Annotated in this window: 21 protein-coding genes; 7 read left to right on the top strand and 14 right to left on the bottom strand. The window is 45.0% G+C overall.

The features are described from left to right. Positions 1 to 50: 50 nt before the first annotated feature. Entirely contained in the window at positions 51 to 248 is a 198-nt protein-coding gene (locus tag YH65_RS05845) for a ribbon-helix-helix domain-containing protein (RefSeq protein WP_046551048.1), read from the top strand. An 84-nt stretch (positions 249 to 332) separates the two neighbouring features. Here the strand turns inward: YH65_RS05845 and YH65_RS05840 are convergent, their stop codons facing one another. The 7 genes from YH65_RS05840 to YH65_RS05810 form a co-directional block, all read right to left on the bottom strand. Beyond that, positions 333 to 2,600, bottom strand: a complete 2,268-nt coding sequence (locus YH65_RS05840; RefSeq protein ID WP_052746107.1) for a diguanylate cyclase — start codon at positions 2,598 to 2,600, stop codon at positions 333 to 335. 269 nt (positions 2,601 to 2,869) lie between these two features. Beyond that, positions 2,870 to 3,256, bottom strand: a complete 387-nt coding sequence (locus tag YH65_RS05835) for a class II SORL domain-containing protein (protein ID WP_046551047.1) — start codon at positions 3,254 to 3,256, stop codon at positions 2,870 to 2,872. A gap of 80 nt (positions 3,257 to 3,336) precedes the next feature. Continuing rightward, positions 3,337 to 3,774 carry a heme-binding domain-containing protein gene (locus YH65_RS05830; protein WP_046551046.1) on the bottom strand — a complete coding sequence of 146 codons (438 nt, stop codon included), beginning with the start codon at positions 3,772 to 3,774 and terminating at the stop codon, positions 3,337 to 3,339. A gap of 122 nt (positions 3,775 to 3,896) precedes the next feature. After that, positions 3,897 to 4,781: a CoB--CoM heterodisulfide reductase iron-sulfur subunit B family protein gene (locus tag YH65_RS05825; protein ID WP_011980890.1), complete on the bottom strand. Its 885-nt coding sequence runs from the start codon at positions 4,779 to 4,781 to the stop codon at positions 3,897 to 3,899. A 9-nt stretch (positions 4,782 to 4,790) separates the two neighbouring features. Further along, complete coding sequence (locus YH65_RS05820) at positions 4,791 to 5,780, bottom strand: succinate dehydrogenase/fumarate reductase iron-sulfur subunit (RefSeq protein WP_011980889.1); 990 nt, start codon at positions 5,778 to 5,780, stop codon at positions 4,791 to 4,793. Positions 5,781 to 5,790: 10 nt separating this feature from the next. Beyond that, the gene (locus tag YH65_RS05815; RefSeq protein WP_011980888.1) at positions 5,791 to 7,518 is read right to left on the bottom strand and encodes an FAD-binding protein; all 1,728 of its coding nucleotides are present in this window, start codon (positions 7,516 to 7,518) and stop codon (positions 5,791 to 5,793) included. Positions 7,519 to 7,674: 156 nt separating this feature from the next. Beyond that, the gene (locus YH65_RS05810) at positions 7,675 to 8,730 is read right to left on the bottom strand and encodes a hypothetical protein (RefSeq protein WP_046551045.1); all 1,056 of its coding nucleotides are present in this window, start codon (positions 8,728 to 8,730) and stop codon (positions 7,675 to 7,677) included. A gap of 147 nt (positions 8,731 to 8,877) precedes the next feature. Between YH65_RS05810 and YH65_RS05805 the strand changes: the two genes are divergently transcribed. Then, the gene (locus YH65_RS05805; RefSeq protein ID WP_046551044.1) at positions 8,878 to 9,699 is read left to right on the top strand and encodes a thiamine-phosphate kinase; all 822 of its coding nucleotides are present in this window, start codon (positions 8,878 to 8,880) and stop codon (positions 9,697 to 9,699) included. A 5-nt stretch (positions 9,700 to 9,704) separates the two neighbouring features. Here YH65_RS05805 and YH65_RS05800 read toward each other — a convergent pair whose 3' ends face one another. The 4 genes from YH65_RS05800 to YH65_RS05785 form a co-directional block, all read right to left on the bottom strand. Beyond that, positions 9,705 to 10,319, bottom strand: coding sequence for a 3-methyladenine DNA glycosylase (locus YH65_RS05800; protein WP_052746106.1), 615 nt, complete (start codon positions 10,317 to 10,319; stop codon positions 9,705 to 9,707). Next, on the bottom strand, positions 10,319 to 11,779 hold the full coding sequence (locus YH65_RS05795) for an FAD-dependent oxidoreductase (RefSeq protein WP_046551043.1): 1,461 nt from the start codon (positions 11,777 to 11,779) through the stop codon (positions 10,319 to 10,321). Before YH65_RS05795 ends, YH65_RS05800 begins: the two co-directional genes overlap by 1 nt. Before the next feature lie 2 nt (positions 11,780 to 11,781). After that, complete coding sequence (locus tag YH65_RS05790; RefSeq protein ID WP_245609170.1) at positions 11,782 to 12,489, bottom strand: phosphoglycolate phosphatase; 708 nt, start codon at positions 12,487 to 12,489, stop codon at positions 11,782 to 11,784. A gap of 109 nt (positions 12,490 to 12,598) precedes the next feature. Continuing rightward, a complete protein-coding gene (locus tag YH65_RS05785; protein WP_046551041.1) occupies positions 12,599 to 13,069 on the bottom strand; it encodes a host attachment protein in 471 nt (156 codons plus the stop codon). Positions 13,070 to 13,197: 128 nt separating this feature from the next. On the opposite strand from YH65_RS05785, the gene truD reads away from it, so the two are divergent. Next, complete coding sequence (gene truD, locus YH65_RS05780; protein WP_046551040.1) at positions 13,198 to 14,265, top strand: tRNA pseudouridine(13) synthase TruD; 1,068 nt, start codon at positions 13,198 to 13,200, stop codon at positions 14,263 to 14,265. Positions 14,266 to 14,353: 88 nt separating this feature from the next. Continuing rightward, positions 14,354 to 18,022, top strand: a complete 3,669-nt coding sequence (locus tag YH65_RS11240) for a bifunctional diguanylate cyclase/phosphodiesterase (RefSeq protein ID WP_052746105.1) — start codon at positions 14,354 to 14,356, stop codon at positions 18,020 to 18,022. 5 nt (positions 18,023 to 18,027) lie between these two features. On the opposite strand, the gene YH65_RS05770 is transcribed toward YH65_RS11240, so the two are convergent. Next, positions 18,028 to 18,492 carry a CYTH domain-containing protein gene (locus YH65_RS05770; protein ID WP_046551039.1) on the bottom strand — a complete coding sequence of 155 codons (465 nt, stop codon included), beginning with the start codon at positions 18,490 to 18,492 and terminating at the stop codon, positions 18,028 to 18,030. A gap of 6 nt (positions 18,493 to 18,498) precedes the next feature. Next, positions 18,499 to 19,767, bottom strand: coding sequence for a UDP-N-acetylglucosamine 1-carboxyvinyltransferase (gene murA / locus YH65_RS05765; RefSeq protein ID WP_046551038.1), 1,269 nt, complete (start codon positions 19,765 to 19,767; stop codon positions 18,499 to 18,501). 256 nt (positions 19,768 to 20,023) lie between these two features. Here murA and YH65_RS05760 point away from each other — a divergent pair, with 256 nt between their 5' ends. The 3 genes from YH65_RS05760 (at position 20,024) to YH65_RS05750 (ending at position 23,063) form a co-directional block, all read left to right on the top strand. Further along, a complete protein-coding gene (locus tag YH65_RS05760; RefSeq protein ID WP_046551037.1) occupies positions 20,024 to 20,587 on the top strand; it encodes a hypothetical protein in 564 nt (187 codons plus the stop codon). 67 nt (positions 20,588 to 20,654) lie between these two features. Beyond that, positions 20,655 to 20,993: a hypothetical protein gene (locus YH65_RS05755; protein WP_046551036.1), complete on the top strand. Its 339-nt coding sequence runs from the start codon at positions 20,655 to 20,657 to the stop codon at positions 20,991 to 20,993. Beyond that, positions 20,994 to 23,063, top strand: coding sequence for an ATP-dependent helicase (locus tag YH65_RS05750; RefSeq protein WP_046551035.1), 2,070 nt, complete (start codon positions 20,994 to 20,996; stop codon positions 23,061 to 23,063). It begins immediately after the preceding gene. Here YH65_RS05750 and YH65_RS05745 read toward each other — a convergent pair. Then, positions 23,060 to 23,509, bottom strand: coding sequence for a nucleoside deaminase (locus tag YH65_RS05745; protein WP_245609169.1), 450 nt, complete (start codon positions 23,507 to 23,509; stop codon positions 23,060 to 23,062). The genes YH65_RS05750 and YH65_RS05745 overlap by 4 nt on opposite strands. Between the last annotated feature and the right edge of the window lie 4 nt (positions 23,510 to 23,513).

Here is a 23,513-nt window from a genome sequence, read left to right as displayed (position 1 = left end):
TAATGTTCGGGAATACTTCTGTGGTAATATAGTGCCAAAAAAGGATTCATATGGCAGTCAGACCACAGCAGATCACTATCTCTTTCACTGCAGAGCAGGCAGAACATCTCGAAGAATTGAAAAAACTTACCGGAAAAGATGCAACCAATATCATCAGAACGGCGATGTCGGAGTATTATGTAAAAGTAATGAATGATGAAGAGGGTAAAAAGTTAGCGAAGATCAATGCATTTTTGGATGTGCAGTGATGATGAGAAATACCAACCAATGCCAATTAGCCTGGGCTGCTTGAGAATTTACTTATTTAGAGGGAATAATAAATAAACATCTGACTAGGAGGCCACGCTTGCCCTGTTCTTTCCTGCTCTTTTGGACTGGTAGAGAGCCTTGTCTAGTCTCCTGATAAGAGGAGTATCGTCGATGTTTTCCCTGTTGTACTCGGCGATACCGAAACTGGCAGTTACATTCAGTACCTTTTCGAAACGTTCGTTCTCGATAGCTGCCCGGATACGTTCAGAAAATCTAGCAGCTTCTTGCTTACCGGTATCGGGACAGACGATGAGAAACTCTTCGCCTCCCCATCGTCCGACACAGTCTTTTTTTCGGACATTGTTCTTCAATATTATCGAGATATGTTTAAGTATAATATCACCCACATCATGGCCATAGCTGTCGTTGATGTTTTTAAAATTGTCAATATCGATCAAGATAAGGCTGAAACGGCCTTTGGTAGTGATGCGCTTTACTTCGCTATTTATGAGCTGATCGATCTTTCTTCTGTTGAAAAGTTCTGTAAGGGCGTCTATGTTTGAAATGGTCTCAAGTGCATTCTTTTCAGCATGGATTTTCCTAAAGCGATAATAGAAGATAAGAATGAGAAGCAATACAACAAGCAAGATCATCAGAAGCATTGTATGATTTACGCCATTTTCTATTTTGACGCTTGTCCATCGATTTTCGATAGCCTGTATCTTTCCCTCGTTGAGTGTTGTTATTGCTTTATTGAGTATGGATCGTAACTGTGGCTGGTTTTTGCGTACACCGTATCCCAGAACAAGGTTCTGATCAAATTTTGCAGATATCTTCAGGGTACCGACATACTCTTTTTGTATAAGATACCCGATACTCTTAAGGTTGTCGATAAAACCGAAAAGTTGTCCTTTGGCTACCATTTGCATCCCTTTTGTGACACTTTCAACCCCGACCAGCTTGATGCCCGGATTTATCTTTTTGAAAAGTTCCTCATAGGCGTAGCCTTTGGTGATACCGATCTTTTTGTCGGCGAGTTCCCTTAGGTTCGTATAGAAACCTTTATCAATACCAGTTACAAGTACCAGCGGAATATTCAGTATCGGATTGGTAAAAAGAAGGTATTCTTTTCGCTTTGGTGTTTCCATGGCCAAAGTAAGGATATCACACTTGCCTTCTTTGGCAAAACGAAGCGATTCATTCCAGTTTTTAGTCGGAACCAGATGGAAAGGTCTTCCAATTTTTTCAGAAAGGATCGAAAGATAATCGGCATCCATACCAATATGTTTTCCTTGAACAATGGCACTCAGTGGCAGCCAGTCCGGATCGGAACAGTAGGTAATAACATTTTTTGTATTGAGATAGCTCGACTCTTCTTGACTTAAACCGATATCATCTGGAACAGTGTTGTAGATAAACGGATCAAGGTCCAAAGGGGTCGAAGGAGATAGCATCCCAAGGGAAATGAATGTTTGGGAAATCTCCTTGACTCTCTTGGGATCGATACTGCCGACCGGATAGAGTTTTGACAGGATCATATTTTCCATCTGGTCGGCCTCATACTTCAAGGAAGCGTAATCCTTGTGCTGTGTATTGTATTTAGCGAGTATCAGCCTGATCATCTCGTCTTTGTGTTTTAGCGCATATTTCCATCCCTTTATCGTGGCATTTCTAAATGCCGAGACACGCTGAGGATGCTCTCTAAGCTCTTTCTGGGAGGTAAAGAGATTCAGGTCATAAAATCGGACCCCGTATGCGCTGGGGTCGAGAACATTGTATGCAATGCCCCTTTTGTCGAGCTGAAAGGTTTCATTGGTAACGAAGACCGTTACCGCGTCCACTTTTTTGTCGATGAAGTCCTGAAGATTGAAAGTGGGAAGTACCGAGATAAAATCTGATTCATTCATATCGAATTTTTTAAACATCATCATCAGTTTGGCATCATTGATGATGGTATCGGAGACCATCACTTTTTTGCCCCGAAGATCGCTTGGAAGTTTGTACTGTTTTTGTGTGACAAGCACAAGGGGAGACTGCTTGAGAAAATTGGCGAGCATCACAAGAGGATCGCCTTTGAGGTAGCGGTATATCAGAGTAGAATAGGTTATACCGAATGTTACATCGCCGTTGAGAACATCATCTATAATATTTGATACACCATCAAATTCTATGAGATCAACATCCAGTCCTGCCTCTTTGTAAAACCCTTTCTCCTTGGCCGCATAGAAACCGGCAAACTCGAATTGGTGCTTCCATTGAAGCTGGACCGAAACTTTCTCGGGAATATCAGCGGGAAAAGCAAAATTAAGTATTGTTATCAATAACAGAAAATATCTGCTTAAAAATATCATTTAAGATTACCTTCCTGCATCTAATACATATAATAATAGTCAAAATTCAAAACTAACATATTATAACCTAATTGTATAAGACTAAAAATAAATATATTTTAGGAACAACTGCTGAAATAGGACTTTTTAATAAGCAATAATGTCTTTTGTGGAAAAATAAAGAGAGTTATTTGATATGTATCATAAGCAAAGAGAAGAATTAAAGGAGAATATGAATCCGTATGTCTGAATTTTAGAATGCTATAAGGCCCGTAAATACGGGCCGTAGATTAGTCTACTACAGTTACTTCAACCGGAGTAGATTCCCAGATACCGTGTTTTGTACAGTATCCGTGTGCAACAAGGTTAAGTTTGCTTTTCATTGGTCTGATGTTGAATGTGACTTCAGCATGTGATTTTTCGTTACCGAGTGTTCCGGGTACGAATGTAGCCATTGCGAGCTTTGTGTCACCGTCGAAAAGTGTGATAGACTCGATGTAGTGGTCAAAATCGTCAGGGTGAGTGTACTCCTGACCCATTTTAACGTTTACTGCAAGCATTTCACCTTTTTTTGCGTCACCTTCTACTGTAATGAACGGTGAGTGTCTGTCGATAAGGTCTTTTTTTGCTTCTCCTTCTACTGTGTCGATGTCAACATATTTATTGATTTTTGGCATGTTATATCCTTTGAATTTGGTTTTGTAGAATTATTATAACATAAATAATTAACAAATAGGACAAAAATTATCTTATTTGATCAATAATCCTCTTTGATGTTACTTTCCGCCCATTCTTTTATCTGTCTTCTTTGTTCTCTGCTGAGTTTGGCCTCTTTATGCAGGCTAAGATACATTGGCATAGGCATAGAAAAGTTTATGGTCTTTGCAATACCCTTGTAGAGTTTCTGTTTCTTCTCATCATCGTAACGGTCCCATGTCTGAAAGTTCAGCCACTCACGTCCCTCTTTGATATGGCTCTTGACTTCCCATGAGAGAGGCGCTATATTGCCGTACCATGGCATTTTTGTTTCATAGGAGTGGCAGTCATAGCAGGAAGTTTTCAGCATCTTCATGATCTCTGCAGGTGCCTTGATCTCTTCATCTGGAGTGACCTTTTCGGGTTTGGGTATAGATATTTGGATGGCCTGTATAAGGATGAGGGCACCAAAGAGCCAGGCAAGTATTATTTTGAACATGAAATATTCCTAAAATTATATTTTTTGCATTATAGTGGATTAATACTAATCGGAGTTAAATTTGAAATATTTAGTTTGGAGAAAAGCAGATACTTCCGCAGAATACGGAAGTATGTCAGCAGTTATGCCGTAAGGTGCGTGGCTTTCTGAACGTGGTAGTTCAGGCCGATTTCTTTTGGTGTACAGCCGAGTGCAAGCGCAACCATTTGAGGCATGTGAAGAACGGGAAGTTCTATATCGCGTCCGATAACCTTGCCTACATCGTCCTGGTAGGTATCCATCTTGAGATGGCAGAGTGGGCAGGGTGTTACCATGATATCAGCATTGTTGTCGATAGCATCTACCATGGCATTACCTGCAAGTATTTCTGAGGTATGGTTCGCCTGAAGCTCTACGTGGAAACCGCAGCACTTGTTCTTGTGGTCGTAGTTGACCGGATGGCCCTCGAGCGCATCGATGAGCTGGTCGAGTGAGGTAGGGTTGTACGGGTTCTCTCCGCCGTTGCTCGTGTGGTGCAGTTCGGACGGGCGGATGTTGTGACATCCGTAAAATGGCGCAATGTTCAGATGGCTGAGTGGTACCTCCACCTTATCCTTGATGTTTTCAAGACCATACTCGTCGATGAGGCAGTAGAGGAAGTGTTTGATCTCTGAAGTACCCTTGTATTCCAAGCCTACCTCTGCAAGTTTCTCGTTGACCCTCGCTTTGAGATCCGGATCCGTGTCAAGCGCATGTTTTGTCATGGCAGAGTTGAGCTGACAGGTGTTACAGATGGTGATCATGGTAAGACCAAGCTTTTCTGCATAGCAGATGTTCCTTGCATTCAGTACATGTGCCAGGAATTCGTCGAAGTCCTGAAGATGGCTCGCGCCGCAGCAGGAAGCCTCTTCCAGAATGGTGATTTCGATACCCAGTTTATCCGCTACTGCAAGCGTAGATGACAGTAGTTCAGGTGTGGACTGCTTTGCGGTACATCCTGTAAATAGTGCATATTTTAATTTGCTCATCGTTTCTCCTTACAGCTTGTTCGTTTGTGAGATCTCGATGAGTTTCTGGATTTCATCAAGATTTTTGGATTTAGGCACATTGTCCACCCAAGGCAGTCCGTCGTTCCAGTGGATCTTGCCGGCTTTCATCATTTTCATCGCGGTTTTGAGGTGTTTGTACATACCGAGGTACCCCTCTGAATATACCACGATATCCGCTTCGTCAAGGAAACCGTGCTTTTTGATACTTCGTACAAAACCTTCCGCGTGTCTTGTAGCGACATTGCTTTTTGCCACATGCTGCTCAAACTGCATATTGTGCAATTTAGTGATCTTCTCGATAGGATTGATATCTTTGGGGCAGGCTTCGGCACACTCGAAACACTTCACACAGTCCCAGACACCCACACCCGGTTCAGCTGTGAGTTCAAGTCTCTCTTTGCCGGCATGGTCTCTGGTATCGACCGTGAATCGGTATGCTGCATTGAGTGCTGCAGGCCCGAGATAGTCAGGATTCGCTTCAAGTGCAGGACAGGAGTAGTGACAGGCACCACACTGGATACAAAGGTCGGAATCAAGGAATTTGTTGAATTCTGCAATACTCTGCTTTGTTTCATGCTCGGGATGCGGGTCGATATCTGCAACTACATACGGCTGGACCGCCGCATGTTTGTCCCAGAAGTCCTTTTTGTCGATGATCATATCTTTAACCACGCGTTTTTTACTGGAAGGTTCAAATACCAGTTCATTGTTGAACAGATCAAGCAGTTCAATGGCATTCTGTTTACATGCCAGTGTCGCTCTTCCGTTCACCTTGATCGCACAGGCACCGCAGATACCGTGCCTGCATGAACGTCTGTAGGAGAAAGAACCGTCATGTTCCCATTTGATCCTGTTGAGGAGGTCGAGAATGAGTTCATCTTTTCCCACTTCCATCTCATACTCTTTATAGTATGGAAGATAGTCTGTTTCAGCATTGAATCTGAATGCTTTTATCGTTACTTTTCTTGTATCACTCATCATGCCCTCCTTAATATGTTCTTTCTTTAGGTTCAAACTTGCCGAGGACAACGTCTCCCCATTCCGTGGTTATGTTGAAGTCTTCATCCATATAGGCGTACGTATGTTTGAGGAATCTTTCATCATCTCGTGTCGGGAAGTCTTCACGGTAGTGGCCACCGCGGCTCTCTTCTCTGTTGAGCGCGCCTACGACAATGAATTTGGAGAACTCAAGCATATGACCAAGCTCAAGAGCTTCCTGCAATTCGGTGTTAAAAGTATGAGACTTGTCATCAATACGGATGTTATTGAAGCGCTTCAGCAGTCTGTCGATCAGTTTGAGCTGTCTTTCCAGTGATTCTTTAGTCCTGAATACACCTGCATCAGCTGTCATCCCGTTCTGCAGTTCCGTTCTGAGGTCCGCAACCCTCTCTGTTCCATTGGATGTCTTGATCCTCTTGAGCTCATCGAGCATTCTCTGTGCATCTGCTTTGTTCGCTTTACGCAATTCTACACCTTCATCAAGTGCTTTTACCATGTTTTCACCGGCATGACGTCCGAAAAGCAGGGCTTCGAGTACCGAGTTGGCACCCAGTCTGTTTGCTCCGTGTACGGAAACACAGGAACATTCACCCGCAGCATAGAAACCTTCTACGAACTCCGTAGGGCTTTTGCGTACCTGACAGTCGATATTGACCGGAATACCCCCCATGGAGTAGTGTGCCGTTGCAGAGATATGGATAGGCTCTTTAAGCATATCCTGCCCCTGGAAAGCGATGGCGAGTTCACGAAGCTCCGGCAGTCTTGTCAGAATGATCTCTGGGTCGAGGTGCGTCAGGTCGATATTCACGGACTGACCGTCCTTACCCACACCGCGTCCCTGACGGACCTCTTCCATGATCGCACGGCTTACAACATCCCTTGATGCAAGCTCCATAGCATTGGGAGCATACTTGGACATAAATCTTTCACCTTCAGAATTGTAAAGACGACCCCCTTCACCACGTGCTGCTTCAGAGATAAGTACCCCCGAACCACCGAGTCCGCTCGGGTGGAACTGTACGAATTCCATATCTTCAAGCGGAAGGCCGTGTCTTGCAACGATTGAAAGTGAATCACCCGTATTGGCATGCGCATTGGAGTTAAATCTGTACGCTCTTGCATGTCCGCCTGTCGCAAACATGGTTACTTTTGCATTGAAAATAGCCGGCTCTGAATTGCGAATATTGAAAGCAGAGACCCCTGAAACTTTCCCGTCTTCATACAGCAGGTCTGCGCAGTACCACTCGTCGAATACTTCAATACCTTCACGGAATGCCTGCTCGTAGATTGCCTGGAGCAATGCAAGACCGGTTCTGTCTTTCGCATAGCAGGCACGGGGTTTGGACTGGCCGCCGAATGGTCTGATAGCGATATCACCTTCTTCATCTCTGGAGAAGACCGTTCCCATGTGCTCTGCCCACCGGATCGTTTCAGGGGCTTTGGTACACATAAGTTCGACCGCATCCTGGTCCGCAAGGTAGTCAGACCCTTTGACTGTATCAAATTCATGTAGTTCCGTAGAGTCGTCTTTACCCAAAGCGGCATTGATACCACCCTGTGCAGCACCCGAGTGTGACCTCAGGGGATGAAGCTTGGTGATGACCGCAGTCTTTTTCCCCGCAGCTGTCAGTTCTTTGGCAGCAGCGAGACCGGCAAGACCGGCACCGACAATCACAGCATCATATTCGTAGATTTTAACATCTGAGTTCGTATTCATAGTAGCTATGTCCTTTGTTGCAATTTACATTGATTATAGCTATTTAGTCATTAAGTTTAATTAATATGGTGGGAGAATAGGATAATAGAATAGAAGAGTGTTACAGTTTTTCATCTGTGCATTACATTACCTAATGTAATGCATCAGACATTTTTATCAAGCGGCTACTGATTCGTTCATAGCAAGAAAGTTTTCGGTCGTGATCAGCGTGAGTTCTATGTCTCTTCCCATAGTTCTTTCGATCGCAGGAAGGTTTTTTTTGAACATACCGTAGGCCTCGGCATCTTCAACGATCAGAATATCCGCTCCGCTGTCAAGGGCATCCAGCAGTGTAGTACCTGCTTTTTTGAAAGCAAGCTCCTTACGGTCTTCAAGCAGTGTCAGGCCGGAAAGTTTATGGGCTCTTGAGAAGGTGGTCATGGTCGCACCCAACGCAGCGGTCTTTTTTGCGATGGCTTCGGAGTTGTCACTGCCTCCACCATAATAATAGGCGATCTCTTTACCTTCAGTCTCGGAAAGTACGACAGATTCCTTTTTGGATTCAGGCTTTTTAATGAATTTTGCGGTCATTTTGTCTATTAATCCCGGTTCGGTCTTTTTGGGTGGTTTGACCATCAGCTTGAGCGCCTCGATGGCATCCGTATGTTCCTGTACCCTGAAGAGGTTGTTCTCGTATTCGCATTCGAACAGGCCGCTGTGGGTAGTGGAGATCGTATGCAGGATCACTTCGGCATGTTCGCTCTCTTCGGCGATGAGCCTGTGTGCCAATACAAGAATGGCATCCCCGATGTAGTCATGGTCGAATTTCTCTGTTTCAGAAGCATAATGCAGGGCGTAAAGTGTCTTGTAGTACTCCAGGTCTTCTTCTGAGGCATACGGGGCAAGTAACTCATAGGATTGCATGAAGTCATCGTCATTTATGATCAGCCCGTTGTTGGAGCGGTAGGCATTGACAGGATCGATCTGAAGAGCGGTACCCAGTTTCTCTACTACTTCTTTCATAGGCTGGTCACCCTCCACAACAAGGTCGTTGATCCGGAAGACAAGGTTTTCCTCCGGATAGGCAAAGTTTTCATTCTGCTCTTTTATCAGTTCGAGCATGTCAACGGCTTTTGTATCTTCGTCCAGAGTGATCATGAAATGTTTATAATAAGGAAGATAATCCGTTTGTGCATTGAAAAAAAATGCTTTGATATTGAGTGTATATGACATAGATATTCCTTGTTTTTTGATGAAATCATTATAACTTACTTTTTTCTACTGATCCCAATTTCGGACTCTTTTGGTATTAAATATGTAGAAGTATGTTACAATTTTGCCAAATAATCTGCAGAATTTTCTGTATATAAAGTATGTAAAATGGACAAAGAGCACTATCTCATTCATAAACTGAGCTCCAAATATATCGGTGACGATGCCGCTGTGGTAGGGAATACACTCTACAGTATGGATGCCTTCTTTGAAGATACACACTACAAAAGAGCGTGGATGAGCATGACGCAGATAGGGAGGAAGGCCATGCTGGTAAACCTCTCGGATGCCATAGCGATGAATGCAGAGCCCAAATATGCCCTGGTAACGATCTCCCTGCCTCAGGATGTGACCACGGAAGAGATAGACGCGTTGACGCAAAGCCTTGAGGACACGGCTGCCCAGTTCGGCTGTGAGATCATCGGTGGCGATACCGTTGCCGGAGACAAGCTTCACCTCTCCATCGCCATCATTTCACAGAGTGATGCTCCGCTTTTACGTAAGGGGTTGGAAGAGGGTGACCTGCTTGCCTACACCGGAACACTGGGTGAGTGCAAACGAGACCTGGACAGACTTTTAAGCGGAGAGACGATCGCAGAGAATTCTTGCTTCTATGAACCAAAACTGAGAGCCGGTTTCGTCACGAAAGCAAGACCGTTCCTGAGTGCCGGGATGGATATCTCCGACGGGCTGTACTGCGATACGAACAAGTTGCTTGATATGAATAAATATGGATTTGAAATATTAAATAATATAAGCGATGAAATAGGCTTTAGCGGGGAAGAGTATGAAATGCTTGTCGGTTTCAACAAAGCGCATCTGGAGACATTGAAAAGAATTGCCGAAGTATCAGGAACGACACTGACAGTTTTTGCAGAAGTCGTTAAAAACAGTGAACGCTTTCCCTGTAAAAGCCATCACTTTCTCTAGGGAATTTAGGCTTTTAGTTTCATCTTTTTGTTGTACTCCACAATCATGCCGTGAAAGCGGGCGAATATCAGGTTCAGATCTTCTTCGTGGCACTGTTCTCTAATGCCTTTTTCCAGGAATGTTTTGTAGGCAGTGTAGTTTGGAAGTACAATATCATGCTCTCTAAGTACTCTTTTGGTGTAGCTGTCAACGACCATTTCATCCCGGAAGCAGGCATAGCATAGGATGCTGTCCGCCGTTTCGGGGCCGACACCTTTCTGCTTTAGAAGCCATTCACGGCTCACGTCAGTCTGAAACCGCTCAAAGGTCCTAAATTCTGCTTTGATATTTTTAGCAAGGTCAAACAGTCTCGGGGCTTTCTGGTTATAAAATCCGCTGGGATGGATACGTTCCTTGAGCTGCTCTTCACTCAGTTTGAAAAAATTTTCAAGTGTCAGGCATCCTTCAAGGTTCTGCAGAGATCTTTCAACGTTCTTCCAGGTCGTATTCTGTGTAAGGACGGCACCGACAATAACTTCGAAACTGCCGGCACCGGGCCACCAGTATTTTGGTCTGTGCTGCAAAAGATCGAGGGATTCGAGCTCTTTATAGAGGGCATAGCTCTCTTGGATCTTTTTCATCAAAGGTTTGACATCTTCTTGGGCATGGTAAGTTTGGCAAGAGAAGCCGGGTATTCTCTTGAAAGAGCGATCTCTTTTGCATACTCGGCCACTTCTGCTTCTTCCAGTGCATCGATGGAATTTTTGTTCCGTTGGTGCTGCGCGGAGGGCGGGAGGTATCCGCACTTGACCAGGTCTCTTGCGATTGCATCGGCCATATCGAGGACAGAAGAGACCTTCACGATCTCGCAACGGGCGTATCTCGGGGCAGGAAAGGAGACTTCTGCCACCCGCAGAGTAGGGTCGTCACCGGGTATCTGCTGTGCGCCGAAGAGTGGTTTGGAACCCACTTTAGCCTTGGAAAATGCAGGAAGGTACTGTGAGAGATGTCTGATGGCATTTCGTGTGCGTTTCTCTGTTTCTTCAGGTCGCCATGATTTTTCGATCTTTTCGATGAAGTCCTGTTTCAGATGCGGCTGACAGCTGAAAGGTGTATTGGAGACCAGCCCCTCTTCATAAAGTGTGATCTCTTTTGTCATACCGTGAAGCTGAAAATAACCGTCGGGGTAAGGAGTGAACTGCCCCATTCCGTGCGGTGTTCCTCGTTCACCGTGAAAAATGACCTCCGGCCAGAGCGTGTCGCAGCAGCTTTCCCATTGGCTGATATAGGCTGCCTTGAATTCAACCATACGTTTGCACTCCACGCCGATCAGGTCATCGATCTTCCCGGACCGGAAGCCTGCCGCATTGATGAGATAGTCGAAGTATTCTTCTTGGACACGGTCATTCTGAACGTAGGTAACATCCCAGGATCCTGAGGGACAGTTCTCCTGAATATTACTTACAATGGATTCGGATTTCAGGTCTACGTTTGAGAGGCTTTTGAGTGCCAGTGTCACACCTGAAGCCAGACGAAAAAGGTTGAGCCCGTATTCCTGTACCAGAACAAGCGGATACTTCACTTTGTCAAGATCGATCTGTTTGGCCACAGGGATCATCCATTCGTCACTACTTTTGGGTACAGGTACGACAGGCTGCTGCCTGAGAGATTCTATCTCGTCACTGCTGTAGAGCTTGTAGTAGTTACTGCTCTCCCCCAACACTTTGTTCATGGGATCGTTCTGGATGAGTGTTTCATAGGTTTCTGCAAGAAGGTCCAGACGTGGCAGCAGATCCTGGGGTGTTCCTCTGTCCTCTGTAGGAATGGCAATGACAGTCGGACGGTAGTCCACAATAAAGGGATAGTATCGCAGAAAGTCAATGGATTGTTTGAGCAGGGTGATGCACTGTGCATCGGAGATCTCCCTGTAGAGGTTTCCTCCCGCGTGCAAATGACAGAAGGGTGGTCCGCTGATGAGGCTCTTCTCCTTTTCGAACAATGTAACATCCAGCCCGAGCTGGCCGAGGTAAAGTGCAGATGTGGCACCGGCAACACCACCTCCGATAATAGCGATTTTGGCTTTTTCGTTCATATTTTCCATTCCTATATCAAATGCTTTATGATGTCGGCAAAGTCATCGACGATGACATTGGGTCCGTGTACTGCGATATCTTCCCCGTAGTTGTACCCGTAAGTCACACCGATGCTTTGCATACCGGCAGCTTTGGCAGCAATAATGTCATTTTTGGAGTCTCCAACCATCAGGGAGGTCTCCACAGAGAGCCCAAGTGTCCTGCAGGTATGCAGAAGCGGGGCGGGGTTCGGTTTTTTTTGGGGCAGAGAGTCGCCGCCCTGGATCAGCTCAAAGAGGTCATCTAGGCCCAGGTTTTTCAGGATCGGACCAACGAAGGCAAAAGGTTTGTTGGTAATGACGGCAAGTCTGTAGCCGTTATTCTTCAGGCTGCGGAGTGTCTCTTCCACATGAGGGTAGGTGACCGTACTTTCTGCCAAATGCTTTGCATAGAAGTCCAGAAAAAGGGCCATTGCCTTCTCGAATAGTACTTCATCCACCTCTTCATCTGTTTCTCTTGTTCCCAGCAGGGCACGTTTGACCAGCATTTGGGCTCCGTTACCCACCCAGTACCGTACCGTATCCTCAGGGAAAGTTTTTCTGTTAAGTGCGCTGAGCATTTCATTGACCGCAAGCGTGAGGTCAGGTACACTGTCTATAAGTGTACCGTCCAGGTCGAATAGTATGAGTTCTTTGTTATGAAGTTTCAAACGTTGTCCTGTATTATTTTTATTATTCATTGTGATTATACATATTTTTGCGGAAAAGTCAATCCGGTATATTCCAATCGGGAAAAAGAGAAATGGTCTTGTCCAGTTATCTATCAGGACAAGACCGGGAGAGGGCAGACTAGAATTGGTTCGGCAGTTCTGTTTTGTTTACTTTTATAAGATCTTTTTCTATTGTTTTGACCACTTTTGCTTTTGCGTCAGGAGATATACGCTCCACAATACGTTTGCAGATCATATCGGGTAGAGCAAGATATGCTGGAGCGCTCTTTTGAATAATGATATCCGAGATATCTTTAGCGAGTTCTCTCAACACATCTTCTTCAATTTCCTGTTCAATCGTATGCTTCTCTCCGATACTGCCCTGTGTGAATGTACCTCGTCCCTGACTTCCGCCTTTAAAGCGGCCTGCCTGATCAGTCAGTATCTCATGCAGTTTCTTGTGTGACTCACTGTAGCACTTTTCATCGACAAGGTCAAGTTTTACATGTGTGGGTTTCAGTCCTGCTTCCGCTTCAAGGTCGCGCGGCATTGCCTCATATACTTTCAGCTCACCAAGATTGGCCACGATTACAATGTTTCCTACTTTCATTTAACACCTCCTGTTTGGGAAATTCTTTTATACAGGTCGATTATACTTTTAAAAGATTAAGTTGTCAATTCTTTTTCTGTTGGATTATGATAAAATAAATACTTATTACAATACCAGGACTGTGCCCAATGAAACTTGTCTACCCTCTCAATATTAAGAACGACTTTGTCTTCAATTCTACTCCGCGTGATTTTACTGTTGAAGAGATACCTCTGTACGAATTCACAGGGGAGGGTGAGCATTTGGTACTCAAAGTACGAAAAAAAGAGATGACTACCTGGGAAATGCTCGATGCAATCTCCAACCATGTCGGCATCAGAAGACGTGATATGGGCTATGCTGGTTTGAAAGACAAGCATGCCATGACCATTCAGTACATCTCCCTGCCGGCGAAGTTCGAAGAGAAACTGGATGCTTTCAGCCATGAGAAGATCAAGATACTCGATAAAGTACGTCATAACAATAAGATACGTGTAGGGCACCTCAAAGGTAACCGTTTCGAGATACGTTTGAAAAAAGTGCTCGGTGTGCAGAAGGATAAACTGGATTCTGTGCTGAAATGGATCAAGAGTCATGGGGTACCGAACTATTTCGGCAACCAGCGCTTCGGTACGGACGGAAACAACTGGGAAGACGGGAAAAAGCTGATCGAAGGGAAACTGAAGATCCGCGACAGAAAGACCAGAGAGTTCCTGATGGGATCGTATCAGAGTTATCTTTTCAACAGTTGGCTCTGCAGACGAATGGAGCTTACACTATTGCTACAGGAGTTCAGCGAAGCAGATACGGAGAAACTGATGAAGCTGCCTGAGGGTTCACTCAAAGGTAGCAAAGAACAAAAAAACTTTTTTAAACTTGTAGAAGGTGACCTGATGATGCACTACCCGTACGGCAGGCTTTTTGAAGTGGAAGAGCTCAGCAAAGAGGCAGAACGGTTTGAAACAAAAGATATCGCGCCTACAGGCCTCATACCCGGTACAAGGGTAAAAAGGTCCGCTGCAACCGCAAGAATGCTGGAAGAACACTTTGATGAAGAGATCAAAATGAACGGGGCAAGACGCTATGCCTGGATACAGGTAACGGAGATCAAGAAGAACTATGTGGAAGAGAAAGCCCATTATGAACTCTCTTTTGTGCTTCCAAAAGGTGCGTATGCCACGAATGTACTGGATGTGCTCAGAGGTAACGCTTCCTGATTTCAAGCTGCCCGGAAGGATAAACTATTGTGATTTGTTGTCTATTTGACTATAATATGTTATTAATATACGTAATAAAAGTGAAGTGATGAGAACAGTCAATACCTACTATACAGACAAGCAGCATTTTCAGGACTTGGTTATACAGGAGGGTATTGTCGACAATGATCAACTGCTGATACAGGTCTTTACAAGCTATACTGAAAAAGCCGACATTGCGGTAATGACAAAAGAGATTGTTTCACTTTTTCCACGGGCAGTCATTATAGGTTCGACGACCGACGGGGAGATTTGTTCGGGTAAAGTTACTACCCATACCCATGTCATTTCACTGACACAGTTTGACAATACTGTCCTCTATCCTCTCTTTGTGGATGGTGACGGCAAGATGGATAGTTTTAAGATAGGACAGACACTGGCACACGCCATCCTTTCCCAAGACAAAAAAGTACTCATTGCGTTTTTGGACGGCACAGAAAGCAATGGAGAAGAGTTTCTTGGAGGTATCGACGCTGTCTATCCGGAAGTGACCGTAGCCGGTGGAATGGCCGGAGACTATGCGCAGTTTAAAAACACTTATGTATTCACAGGCAAACAGATTACTTCACACGGGGCAGTAGGGGTAGCCTTGTCCAATCCGCACCTGCATATCTATACAGAATACAATTTCAACTGGCAGCCTATCGGCAGGAGCCTTGTTGTAACGAAAGTCGATAGAAACCGTGTCTATACCATTGATGACATGTCGGCCTATGACGTATATAAAAAATATTTTGGTGAAGATGTAGCCAAAAAACTGCCTGCCATCGGCCTTGAGTTTCCCCTGATCATCCGAAAAGGAGATGAACTGACGGCCAGGGCGATCCTGTCGCTACATGAGGACGGCTCCCTCTCTTTTGCGGGGAACTTTCATCAGGGAGACACAGTCTATTTCGGATACGGTGATGCCAAGATGCTTTTGGATCAGTCCGAAAAGATCGACCAGTCTATTGTTTCCCAGCCTGTTGAATCCATTTTTATCTATTCATGTATGGCTAGAAGAAGATTCCTGCCTGAGTTTATTGAACAGGAGATAAAACCATTACAGAGTGTAGCGCCGGTATCGGGATTTTTCACCTATGGTGAATTTTTCTCCTTTTCAGGCAAAAAGGCGCTGCTTAACCAGACAATGACGATTTTGGGCCTCAGTGAATCGTCTCACAAAACAGATAAAAAAATATATAGACAACATATTGTATTGAATGAATATCAGGTATCGGCAAAGGCATTGTCCCATTTTCTGAATGTAAATATGCAAGAGGCCCAAAAAGAGTTTGGAAAACTTGAAGAGAAAACCAGAGTAATAGAAGCACAGAAAGAGGCCCTGAACAGAATACAGGAGATCGGACATTTCGGAAGCTGGGAGATAGACCTGAAGCACAATACTTCACAATGGTCGAAAAGAAGTTATGATATCTACCAGCTGGATCCGGAAAGCACACAGCCGACACTTGACACCTTTCTTTCACGGGTGGTTGAAAAAGACAGGCATATTGCCTATGAGGGACTGAGAAGCCTGCAGGATGGAGAGGTCAAAAGTATTTCGCTTCGTGTCAGGCGTGAAGACGGAGAGATCATTACTGTGCTGATCAATGCCAAAATGCTCTTCGACAAAGAGGGTGAACCGGACAAGATCATTGGAACAACACTCGATATCACTGAACAGCTCAGGCTAAAACAGGAGAACAAAGAACTGGCCGATATCATAGAACACGCCAGCGGTGAAGTACTGATCGTTGAGCTGGGCACCTTCCGCTACCTGTATGCCAATGATGCGGCTATCCGGAAACTGGGTTATACCCGTGAAGAGATATGCAGACTTTCCATTCTGGATATCAACAGAGAGATCACCCATAAGCAGCTTAGGGAATTTGAAAAAGAGATACGGGCTAATGGTACAGTACTTAACAGGACTGTCTACACAAAAAAGGATGGCAGTAAATACCCGGTACAGACCTATGCGCAGTACGGAAAGTACCATGACAGGGATGCTATGATCATCTTCAACCTTGATATCACACATTTGGTAGCCATCGAAAAGAAAGAGATAGAACAGGCACAGATACTCGAACAGATACATGATGCGGTGATCTCGACTGACCTGGACAACAAAATTATTCACTGGAACCATGGGGCAACCGAGTTACTGGGGTATGATGCTTCTGAAATGATCGGGAGGAACATTGATATTCTCTATCCGGAGGATGAGCTTAAGAAGGCACGATGGATTAAAATGCAGACACTTCTGTACGGATCCTATCGAGATCAGATACGCAAACAGACAAAAGAAGGGAAAGTTATCTATACGGATGTATCCGCTTCGGTTCTAAGAGATGAGAAAAACAGGATCGTTGGCATCACACGTTATTCACAGGATATCACACAGAAAAAAGAGATCGAGGAAGCACTGCTTGAACAGACGAAAAAACTGAATTTTCAGGCCTATCACGATCCATTGACCCAGCTTCCCAACAGAACACTTTTCAATGACAGGCTTCAGCAGACGATCGTTTATGCACAAAGGCATCAGGAAAGCTTTGGTGTTTTCTTCATAGATCTGGACAATTTCAAACAGATCAACGACACACTCGGGCATTATATGGGAGATGAAGTGCTGAAGATCGTTGCTAAAAGGCTTATTAAATGCGTCAGGGAAGAAGATACCCTGTCTCGTCTTGGAGGAGATGAATTTACGCTGCTTGTACATGAGCTTGCTACACCAGAATCTGCTGCCAAAGTAGCAGAAAAGATTATGGATGCGATGAAAGAGCCGATAGTGATCGACCATCAGACACTTCATGTCACCGTAAGTATAGGGATAAGTCTATATCCCAGAGATGCCATCAATATGCATGACCTGCTTAAATATGCGGATATTGCTATGTACAAAGCCAAAGAGGAAGGAAGGAACAATTATCAGTTCTATTCATCGAAGATGATGAATATCGCACTGAAAAAGGCGACGATGGAGAAAGAGCTTCGCAGAGCGATAGAGGAGAATGAACTGCTGGTCTATTACCAGCCTCAGATCGATGCCCGGAACAGAAGTCTGGTCGGCGTGGAAGCGCTTGTCAGGTGGGATCATCCCGAAAAAGGCCTGGTGCCGCCGGATGCATTTATTCCGCTGGCAGAGGAGACAGGACTCATCAAAGATCTCGACCACTATGTCATGTGTCAGGCAATGAGCGATATGGTAGAGTGGCAGCAAATGGGACTCGCCCCGGGCATTCTTTCTCTGAATCTTTCGATTTCACAGCTTATGAAGAACGATTTCTTTTTCAAGCTGCAGAAAACACTTCTGGAAACAGGTTTTAAAGTCAAATGGCTGACCTTTGAGATCACCGAGAACCAGGTAATGCTCAACCCGAAACGTTCCATCAAGAAACTGACGATGCTCAACCAGATGGGCGTCAAAATATCCATAGACGACTTTGGTACAGGATACTCCTCTCTGGCCTACCTGAAACGCTTTCCCGTGGACAAACTGAAAATTGACAAATCCTTCATTCACGATCTTCCCTACAATGCTGAGGATTGTGCCATTACCAATGCTGTCATTGCTTTGGCAGAGAGTCTGCAGCTTGAGATCATTGCAGAGGGCGTGGAACAACGCGACCAGGTACGATATCTGCTTGAACAGGGCTGTTACATCATACAGGGATACCACTACTCGCGGCCTTTGCCTAAAAAAGAGATGACGGAATATCTACAACGTTAAAAAATTTACCACCTGGAATAGGGATGGGTAATGAGATTGGCATTACGGTATCGCGGGTCGAATGAAACTTCCTGCGAGACCCATGGTGGCTTTTCAAAGGCTTCATTTTCATCGTCCAGTTCTATCTCAGCCACGATGAGACCTGCATTATCCCCTTCGAAGAGATCAAGCTCCCAGGTATGACCCCTGTAGAGGATAAGGTAACGTTTTTTCTCTATCAGGGGAGGGACACAAAGCTCCTGAAGCATTTTTTCCGCATCTTCCAATGGAACCGGGTATTCGAACTCAGAACGCGTCAGGCCGGTTGCCCTGCCTTTGAGCGTCAGAAAGGCTTTGTTGTTACTGATGCGTATACGGACGGTAGCAGTCCCCTGTGTGGGGATATAGCCCTGTCTGATCACATGGGGATTTTCAAGAACAGGGAGCAGTTCCGGATTGACTAGGAATTTACGCTCGATCTCTTTAGGCATCTTGACCTACGCTTCTGCCTGTTTTCTGACGATATCGGCACCGAGCGCAGCGAGTTTCCCCTCAAGGTTATCATATCCACGATCCAAATGGTAGATACGGCGGACATTGGTCGTTCCCTCTGCCACAAGCCCGGCAAGTACCAGGGCGGAACTGGCCCGCAGATCAGTTGCCATGACATCCGCACCATGAAGCGTTTTGACCCCCTTTACCGCAGCAACACTCCCTTTGAGCCAGATGTCGGCCCCCAGACGGTTGAGTTCGCTCACATGCATGAAACGGTTTTCAAAAAGACGCTCTTCTATCAGGCTCTCACCCTCTGCTACGACAGCAACTGCCATGAACTGCGCCTGCATATCGGTAGGGAAACCGGGATACTCTGTCGTGATGAGACTGACGGGCTTGATAAGAGCTGCAGGATGAATAGTGATACTGTCATCGTCAATATCAAAAGTGAATCCCATATTCTCAAGCTTGTCTATTGAGGCACGTATATGCTCTGCATTGACCTTTTTCAGGGTGATCTCAGACTTGGTAATGGCACCGGCACAGAGATAAGTCCCTGCTTCGATCCGGTCAGGAATGATCTCGACTGGCTTAAAGGTAAGTGGTATACCGTCTGTTCCCTCAATGATGAGCTCATTAGTACCGATGCCTTCTATTTTCACTCCGGCATCTGCGATCATTTTGCACAACTGTACGATCTCGGGTTCTTTGGCTGCATTGATGATAGTGGTCGTTCCTTTCGCAAGAGCTGCGGCCATAATGATGTTTTCCGTCCCGCCTACTGTGATCTTGTCAAAGATTATCTTTGCTCCGTGCAGTCCCTTGGGCGCAACGGCATGGACATAACCGCTTTCTATTGTGATCTGGGCCCCCATGGCTTCAAGCGCTTTTAGATGAAGGTCTATAGGGCGCTGTCCAATGGCGCACCCTCCGGGCAGAGAGACTTCACACTCGCCAAAGCGGGTGAGGAGAGGACCTAATACCAGGATAGAAGCTCTCATTTGAGAAACGATCTCATAGACTGCTTTATGTGAATTGATACTTCCGTTGTCTATCTTGGCAATGGTACCTTCATGTTCGACTTTGCCGCCAAGCATCGTAAGGAGTTTGAGCAGGGTACGGATATCTACTACATCAGGGAGATTGGTCAACGTGACCTCTTTGTCACTCAGGATCGTTGCTGCAATCACGGGAAGTGCCGCATTTTTTGCACCGCTTATCGTTACGCTGCCCCTTAGGTTTTTTCCGCCTCTTATTTCCAAGTACTGCACTTTCCCTTACCCCTGTTGTTTTATATTATTTAATGTATGGTATGGGATTTTATCCAAAGATTGGTTAAGAGCTCTTAAGCAGTAGGAGAGCATTTGAAATATTAAATGATATCAAGACAGTACATTTTTTTACATTAAAAAATAGAAAAATTGATATTATTCACTATTATTTAATCTTCATATTATAAAATGTGCAGTACTATATTATCTAATATTTACTTGAAGGGTGCATGTACACCCTGTTTAAAGGGAATGTATGTCGAGCAGCTTAGACAAACTCAAGGCACTTACCAGCCGTCTGGAAGAAGAACTATCTCAAAAAGATGTACTTCCTGCCGTTGATAAAAAACCACAGAGTCAAAAGAAGACAACACCTGCAAGTGTAGCGGTAAAAGAACAAAGACCGGCAGAAAAAAGTGCCAATTTTGAACAGGTTAGAGAAGACAACATCCAAAGAGTGAAAAACCTCTATGAAAAGCTGAAGATCTTTGAAAAATCCCCTGATTTTGACGATATCTTTCATTATAAGGCAATGAACCTTTCGGGTATCGGTCTCAAAGAAGAAGATTTTGGAGAGGTGCGTGAAGGTAAATATATACAGATCATTGCCATTACCTATGAGCCTGACAAGAACGGAAAGAAAAAAGCGAAAAATGTCTCTCTTGGCTATTTTGGAAAAGCTGAAACACTTGATCCGACATTGAAGAACGAGATCATAGAATTCGTATTGCGCTGGCGCTATGAAAAAGCTTTTCAGAACGTGGAACACTACAAAGATCTCATAGCGAGGATCGGAGCCCCAAAAGAGACATTGTTTTAAACTCTCTTCTCTTTCCTAACCTCTTTTTTGCTACAATCTGATTTCAATTTACATCATTAGGAAGCATATGCATCTCAATCTAACACCCGAAGCACTTTTGACACAACTTGGCTATACACAGAACCCTCAGACCCTCAAACAAATCAACGATATCATTGCAAATACAGTAGGTTTTGAAAAGTTCTCTCCCCATATACCCTCTTTCAACGATGCTCTGGCAGTAGAAAAAGGGTATATCGCTATGTCCAACTCGGAAAACTACCTCAAGATCAAATGTAACGAGGACAGTTCTGCGGACAATCTCACTGCCTTTAACAAGATCGTGAAGCACTGGGCGGACAAATACAAGCTTGATCTGAAAAAAGTTGACAACAAGAATACGTACTACATCCTTGGGCACAAATAATTGCCACTCAGCACACTCAACGATGAACAGCTCAGCGCTGCCACTGCACCTCTGGGACAGAATCTCATTATTGCCAGTGCAGGGACAGGGAAAACTTCGACCATTGTCGGACGTATTGCCCATCTTTTGAATGAAGGGATGGACCCCTCGAAGATCCTACTGCTGACCTTTACCAATAAAGCCGCAGGAGAGATGATCGCCCGTCTGGAACGCTATTTTCCCAAAAAAGTCGTATCGCGTATTGAGTCAGGTACGTTTCATGCCGTCTCCTACCGATGGCTCAAAGAACTGCACCCCCACCTTGCGCTCAAACAGCCTTCAGAACTTAAAACACTTTTCAGGAGTATTTACGAAAAACGAAATTTTGAGCGTATGAACCTGCCTTTGTCACCATTTTCAGCCACCTACCTCTACGAGATGTACTCCCTATACCAGAATGCCTCTCTTGAGGGATTTGATGAGTGGTTTTTGGAAAAGTACCCAGAACATGAAGTGATCATGGATGCCTATATGGATATTGTGCAGGAGTTTGAGCAGGAGAAGATCGATTACGGTTTTGCTTCGTTCAATGACCTGCTGCTGCGTATGAAAAGCCATCTTGAGGAGAACACCATACACTTTGAAGAGGTGCTGGTAGATGAATACCAGGATACCAACACGCTTCAGGGTGCGCTCATCGATACGCTCAAACCACGTTCGCTTTTTTGCGTCGGGGATTATGATCAGAGTATTTACGCCTTTAATGGTGCGAATATAGAAAATATCGCTACCTTTTCCAAGCGATACCCCGATGCCAATGTTTTTACGCTCAAAACGAATTACCGCTCTACTGCCCCCATTCTTTCTCTTGCCAACAGGGTTATAGAACGCAACGAACGCATTTACCCCAAAAAACTTGAAGTAGGGCGTCACGGAAAGACACATCCACCAAGGCTGCTGATGTACAAAGACCTCTTTGAACAGTATCAGGCTATTGCACAGAGTATCAAACATACCCATGTCCCCAATGACAGTATTGCAGTGGTCTTCCGCAACAACTCTTCTGCCGACGGGATCGAAGCAAGCCTCAGAGAAGTAGGGATCCCATGCAAACGAAAGGGTGGAACAAGTTTTTTCGATGCCAAAGAGATCAAATTTCTCCTCGATCTACTCTCCCTGCTGGTCAATCCCAAGGATATGATGGCGTTCATACATATTTTTGAATACGCTTCGGGCGTTGGTTCCGCACTCTCAAAAGAGTTTTTTCAGTGTTTTCTTCATTTTGGCAATGGTGATTTTATGCAGGGCGTGCTCTACCCGATCAATTCGGAGCTGCCCAAACTCAATCCGAACAAGAATGTCCAGCTTGGGCTCTTTGACGATGACCATGATATCGGTTCGGCCACGCGTTTCAAACATCTTGACCTGCCGCACTATGTTTACGGCCATCCGCTGCTAAAGCACCCGAAGATCATTCAGGACGGTGTAAAGTTCTTCAATGATTTCTACAGACTGATGAATGAGATCAAGTCCGAGAAGAATCCTGCCAAGATTCTCCGGACAGCCATTTCATCCAAACTCTACAACGGGATAATTGAAATGCTCTCGATACAGAGAGGGCGTCTTAAAACAGGGGAAGTGGATGAAGAGAAAAAAAAGGTTGCAAGAGAGCGCATTTACCGTAAAGCCAACCTGCTGCTTGACCTCTCGCGACAATACAGGGAATTGGGACGATTTGTCAATGCCATGGTGCTTGGAGGAGGGGAACTCAGCGAAGGGGAAGGGGTAAATCTGCTTACGGTACACGCAAGTAAGGGCCTGGAATTCCCGGAAGTTTATGTGGTCGACCTGGTGGACGGCCGTTTCCCCAACAGAAAGATGATGAGCAGCATTGAAGAAGAGCGAAGGCTGTTTTATGTGGCTGTCACACGGGCAAAAGATAAACTTTACCTTTCTCTGGCCCAATACGACAAAGTCAAAAAGATCGACTACAAGCCTTCGCAGTTCCTGCATGAAGCAGGCTTGATCAAAGGGGAGTTCGTTGAACCGGAGCCTAAAAAGAAGGGAGTGAAGAAAACAGTGGAAGCTTAATAAGCTATTTTATCCGGATCCTCATACCACTCTGTAAAAAGTGCCTTGCATTGCTGATCAGCAGTATGAATGAAAGAGACCGGATCTTTTTTCTTCCCTAGAATGATCTCGGTGATCAGGCTGTCGTCAAAACCGATGCGGGCAGCATCTTCTTTTGTGTTGCAGTAGTAGACCCTGTCTATATGTGCCCAGTGGATCGCGGAGAAACACATGGGACAGGGTTCTCCTGTCACATAGAGTGAGCATCCTTCAAGCTTGAAGTTTTGGAGTTTTGCAGAGGCTTTGCGTATGACACTCATTTCGGCATGCGCGGTGGGATCGTTGGTTTTGACCACTTCATTGTGCCCAGACGCAATGATCTTTCCGTCTTTGACAATAACGGCACCGAAAGGACCGCCGTCTCCTGCTTCTATCCCTCTTTTTGCTTCAAGGAAGGCTTCCCGCATAAAA

The organism is Sulfurovum lithotrophicum (assembly GCF_000987835.1).
GTDB classification, from domain to species: Bacteria; Campylobacterota; Campylobacteria; order Campylobacterales; family Sulfurovaceae; genus Sulfurovum; species Sulfurovum lithotrophicum.
This window is presented reverse-complemented; position numbering and strand designations above follow the sequence as displayed.

Coding starts and splice junctions, on each gene's coding strand:
- YH65_RS05845 (WP_046551048.1), top strand. CDS start 51: ATGGCAGTCAGACCACAGCAGATCACTATCTCTTTCACTGCAGAGCAG.
- YH65_RS05840 (WP_052746107.1), bottom strand. CDS start 2,600: ATGATATTTTTAAGCAGATATTTTCTGTTATTGATAACAATACTTAAT.
- YH65_RS05835 (WP_046551047.1), bottom strand. CDS start 3,256: ATGCCAAAAATCAATAAATATGTTGACATCGACACAGTAGAAGGAGAA.
- YH65_RS05830 (WP_046551046.1), bottom strand. CDS start 3,774: ATGTTCAAAATAATACTTGCCTGGCTCTTTGGTGCCCTCATCCTTATA.
- YH65_RS05825 (WP_011980890.1), bottom strand. CDS start 4,781: ATGAGCAAATTAAAATATGCACTATTTACAGGATGTACCGCAAAGCAG.
- YH65_RS05820 (WP_011980889.1), bottom strand. CDS start 5,780: ATGAGTGATACAAGAAAAGTAACGATAAAAGCATTCAGATTCAATGCT.
- YH65_RS05815 (WP_011980888.1), bottom strand. CDS start 7,518: ATGAATACGAACTCAGATGTTAAAATCTACGAATATGATGCTGTGATT.
- YH65_RS05810 (WP_046551045.1), bottom strand. CDS start 8,730: ATGTCATATACACTCAATATCAAAGCATTTTTTTTCAATGCACAAACG.
- YH65_RS05805 (WP_046551044.1), top strand. CDS start 8,878: ATGGACAAAGAGCACTATCTCATTCATAAACTGAGCTCCAAATATATC.
- YH65_RS05800 (WP_052746106.1), bottom strand. CDS start 10,319: ATGAAAAAGATCCAAGAGAGCTATGCCCTCTATAAAGAGCTCGAATCC.
- YH65_RS05795 (WP_046551043.1), bottom strand. CDS start 11,779: ATGGAAAATATGAACGAAAAAGCCAAAATCGCTATTATCGGAGGTGGT.
- YH65_RS05790 (WP_245609170.1), bottom strand. CDS start 12,489: ATGAATAATAAAAATAATACAGGACAACGTTTGAAACTTCATAACAAA.
- YH65_RS05785 (WP_046551041.1), bottom strand. CDS start 13,069: ATGAAAGTAGGAAACATTGTAATCGTGGCCAATCTTGGTGAGCTGAAA.
- truD (WP_046551040.1), top strand. CDS start 13,198: ATGAAACTTGTCTACCCTCTCAATATTAAGAACGACTTTGTCTTCAAT.
- YH65_RS11240 (WP_052746105.1), top strand. CDS start 14,354: ATGAGAACAGTCAATACCTACTATACAGACAAGCAGCATTTTCAGGAC.
- YH65_RS05770 (WP_046551039.1), bottom strand. CDS start 18,492: ATGCCTAAAGAGATCGAGCGTAAATTCCTAGTCAATCCGGAACTGCTC.
- YH65_RS05760 (WP_046551037.1), top strand. CDS start 20,024: ATGTCGAGCAGCTTAGACAAACTCAAGGCACTTACCAGCCGTCTGGAA.
- YH65_RS05755 (WP_046551036.1), top strand. CDS start 20,655: ATGCATCTCAATCTAACACCCGAAGCACTTTTGACACAACTTGGCTAT.
- YH65_RS05745 (WP_245609169.1), bottom strand. CDS start 23,509: ATGCGGGAAGCCTTCCTTGAAGCAAAAAGAGGGATAGAAGCAGGAGAC.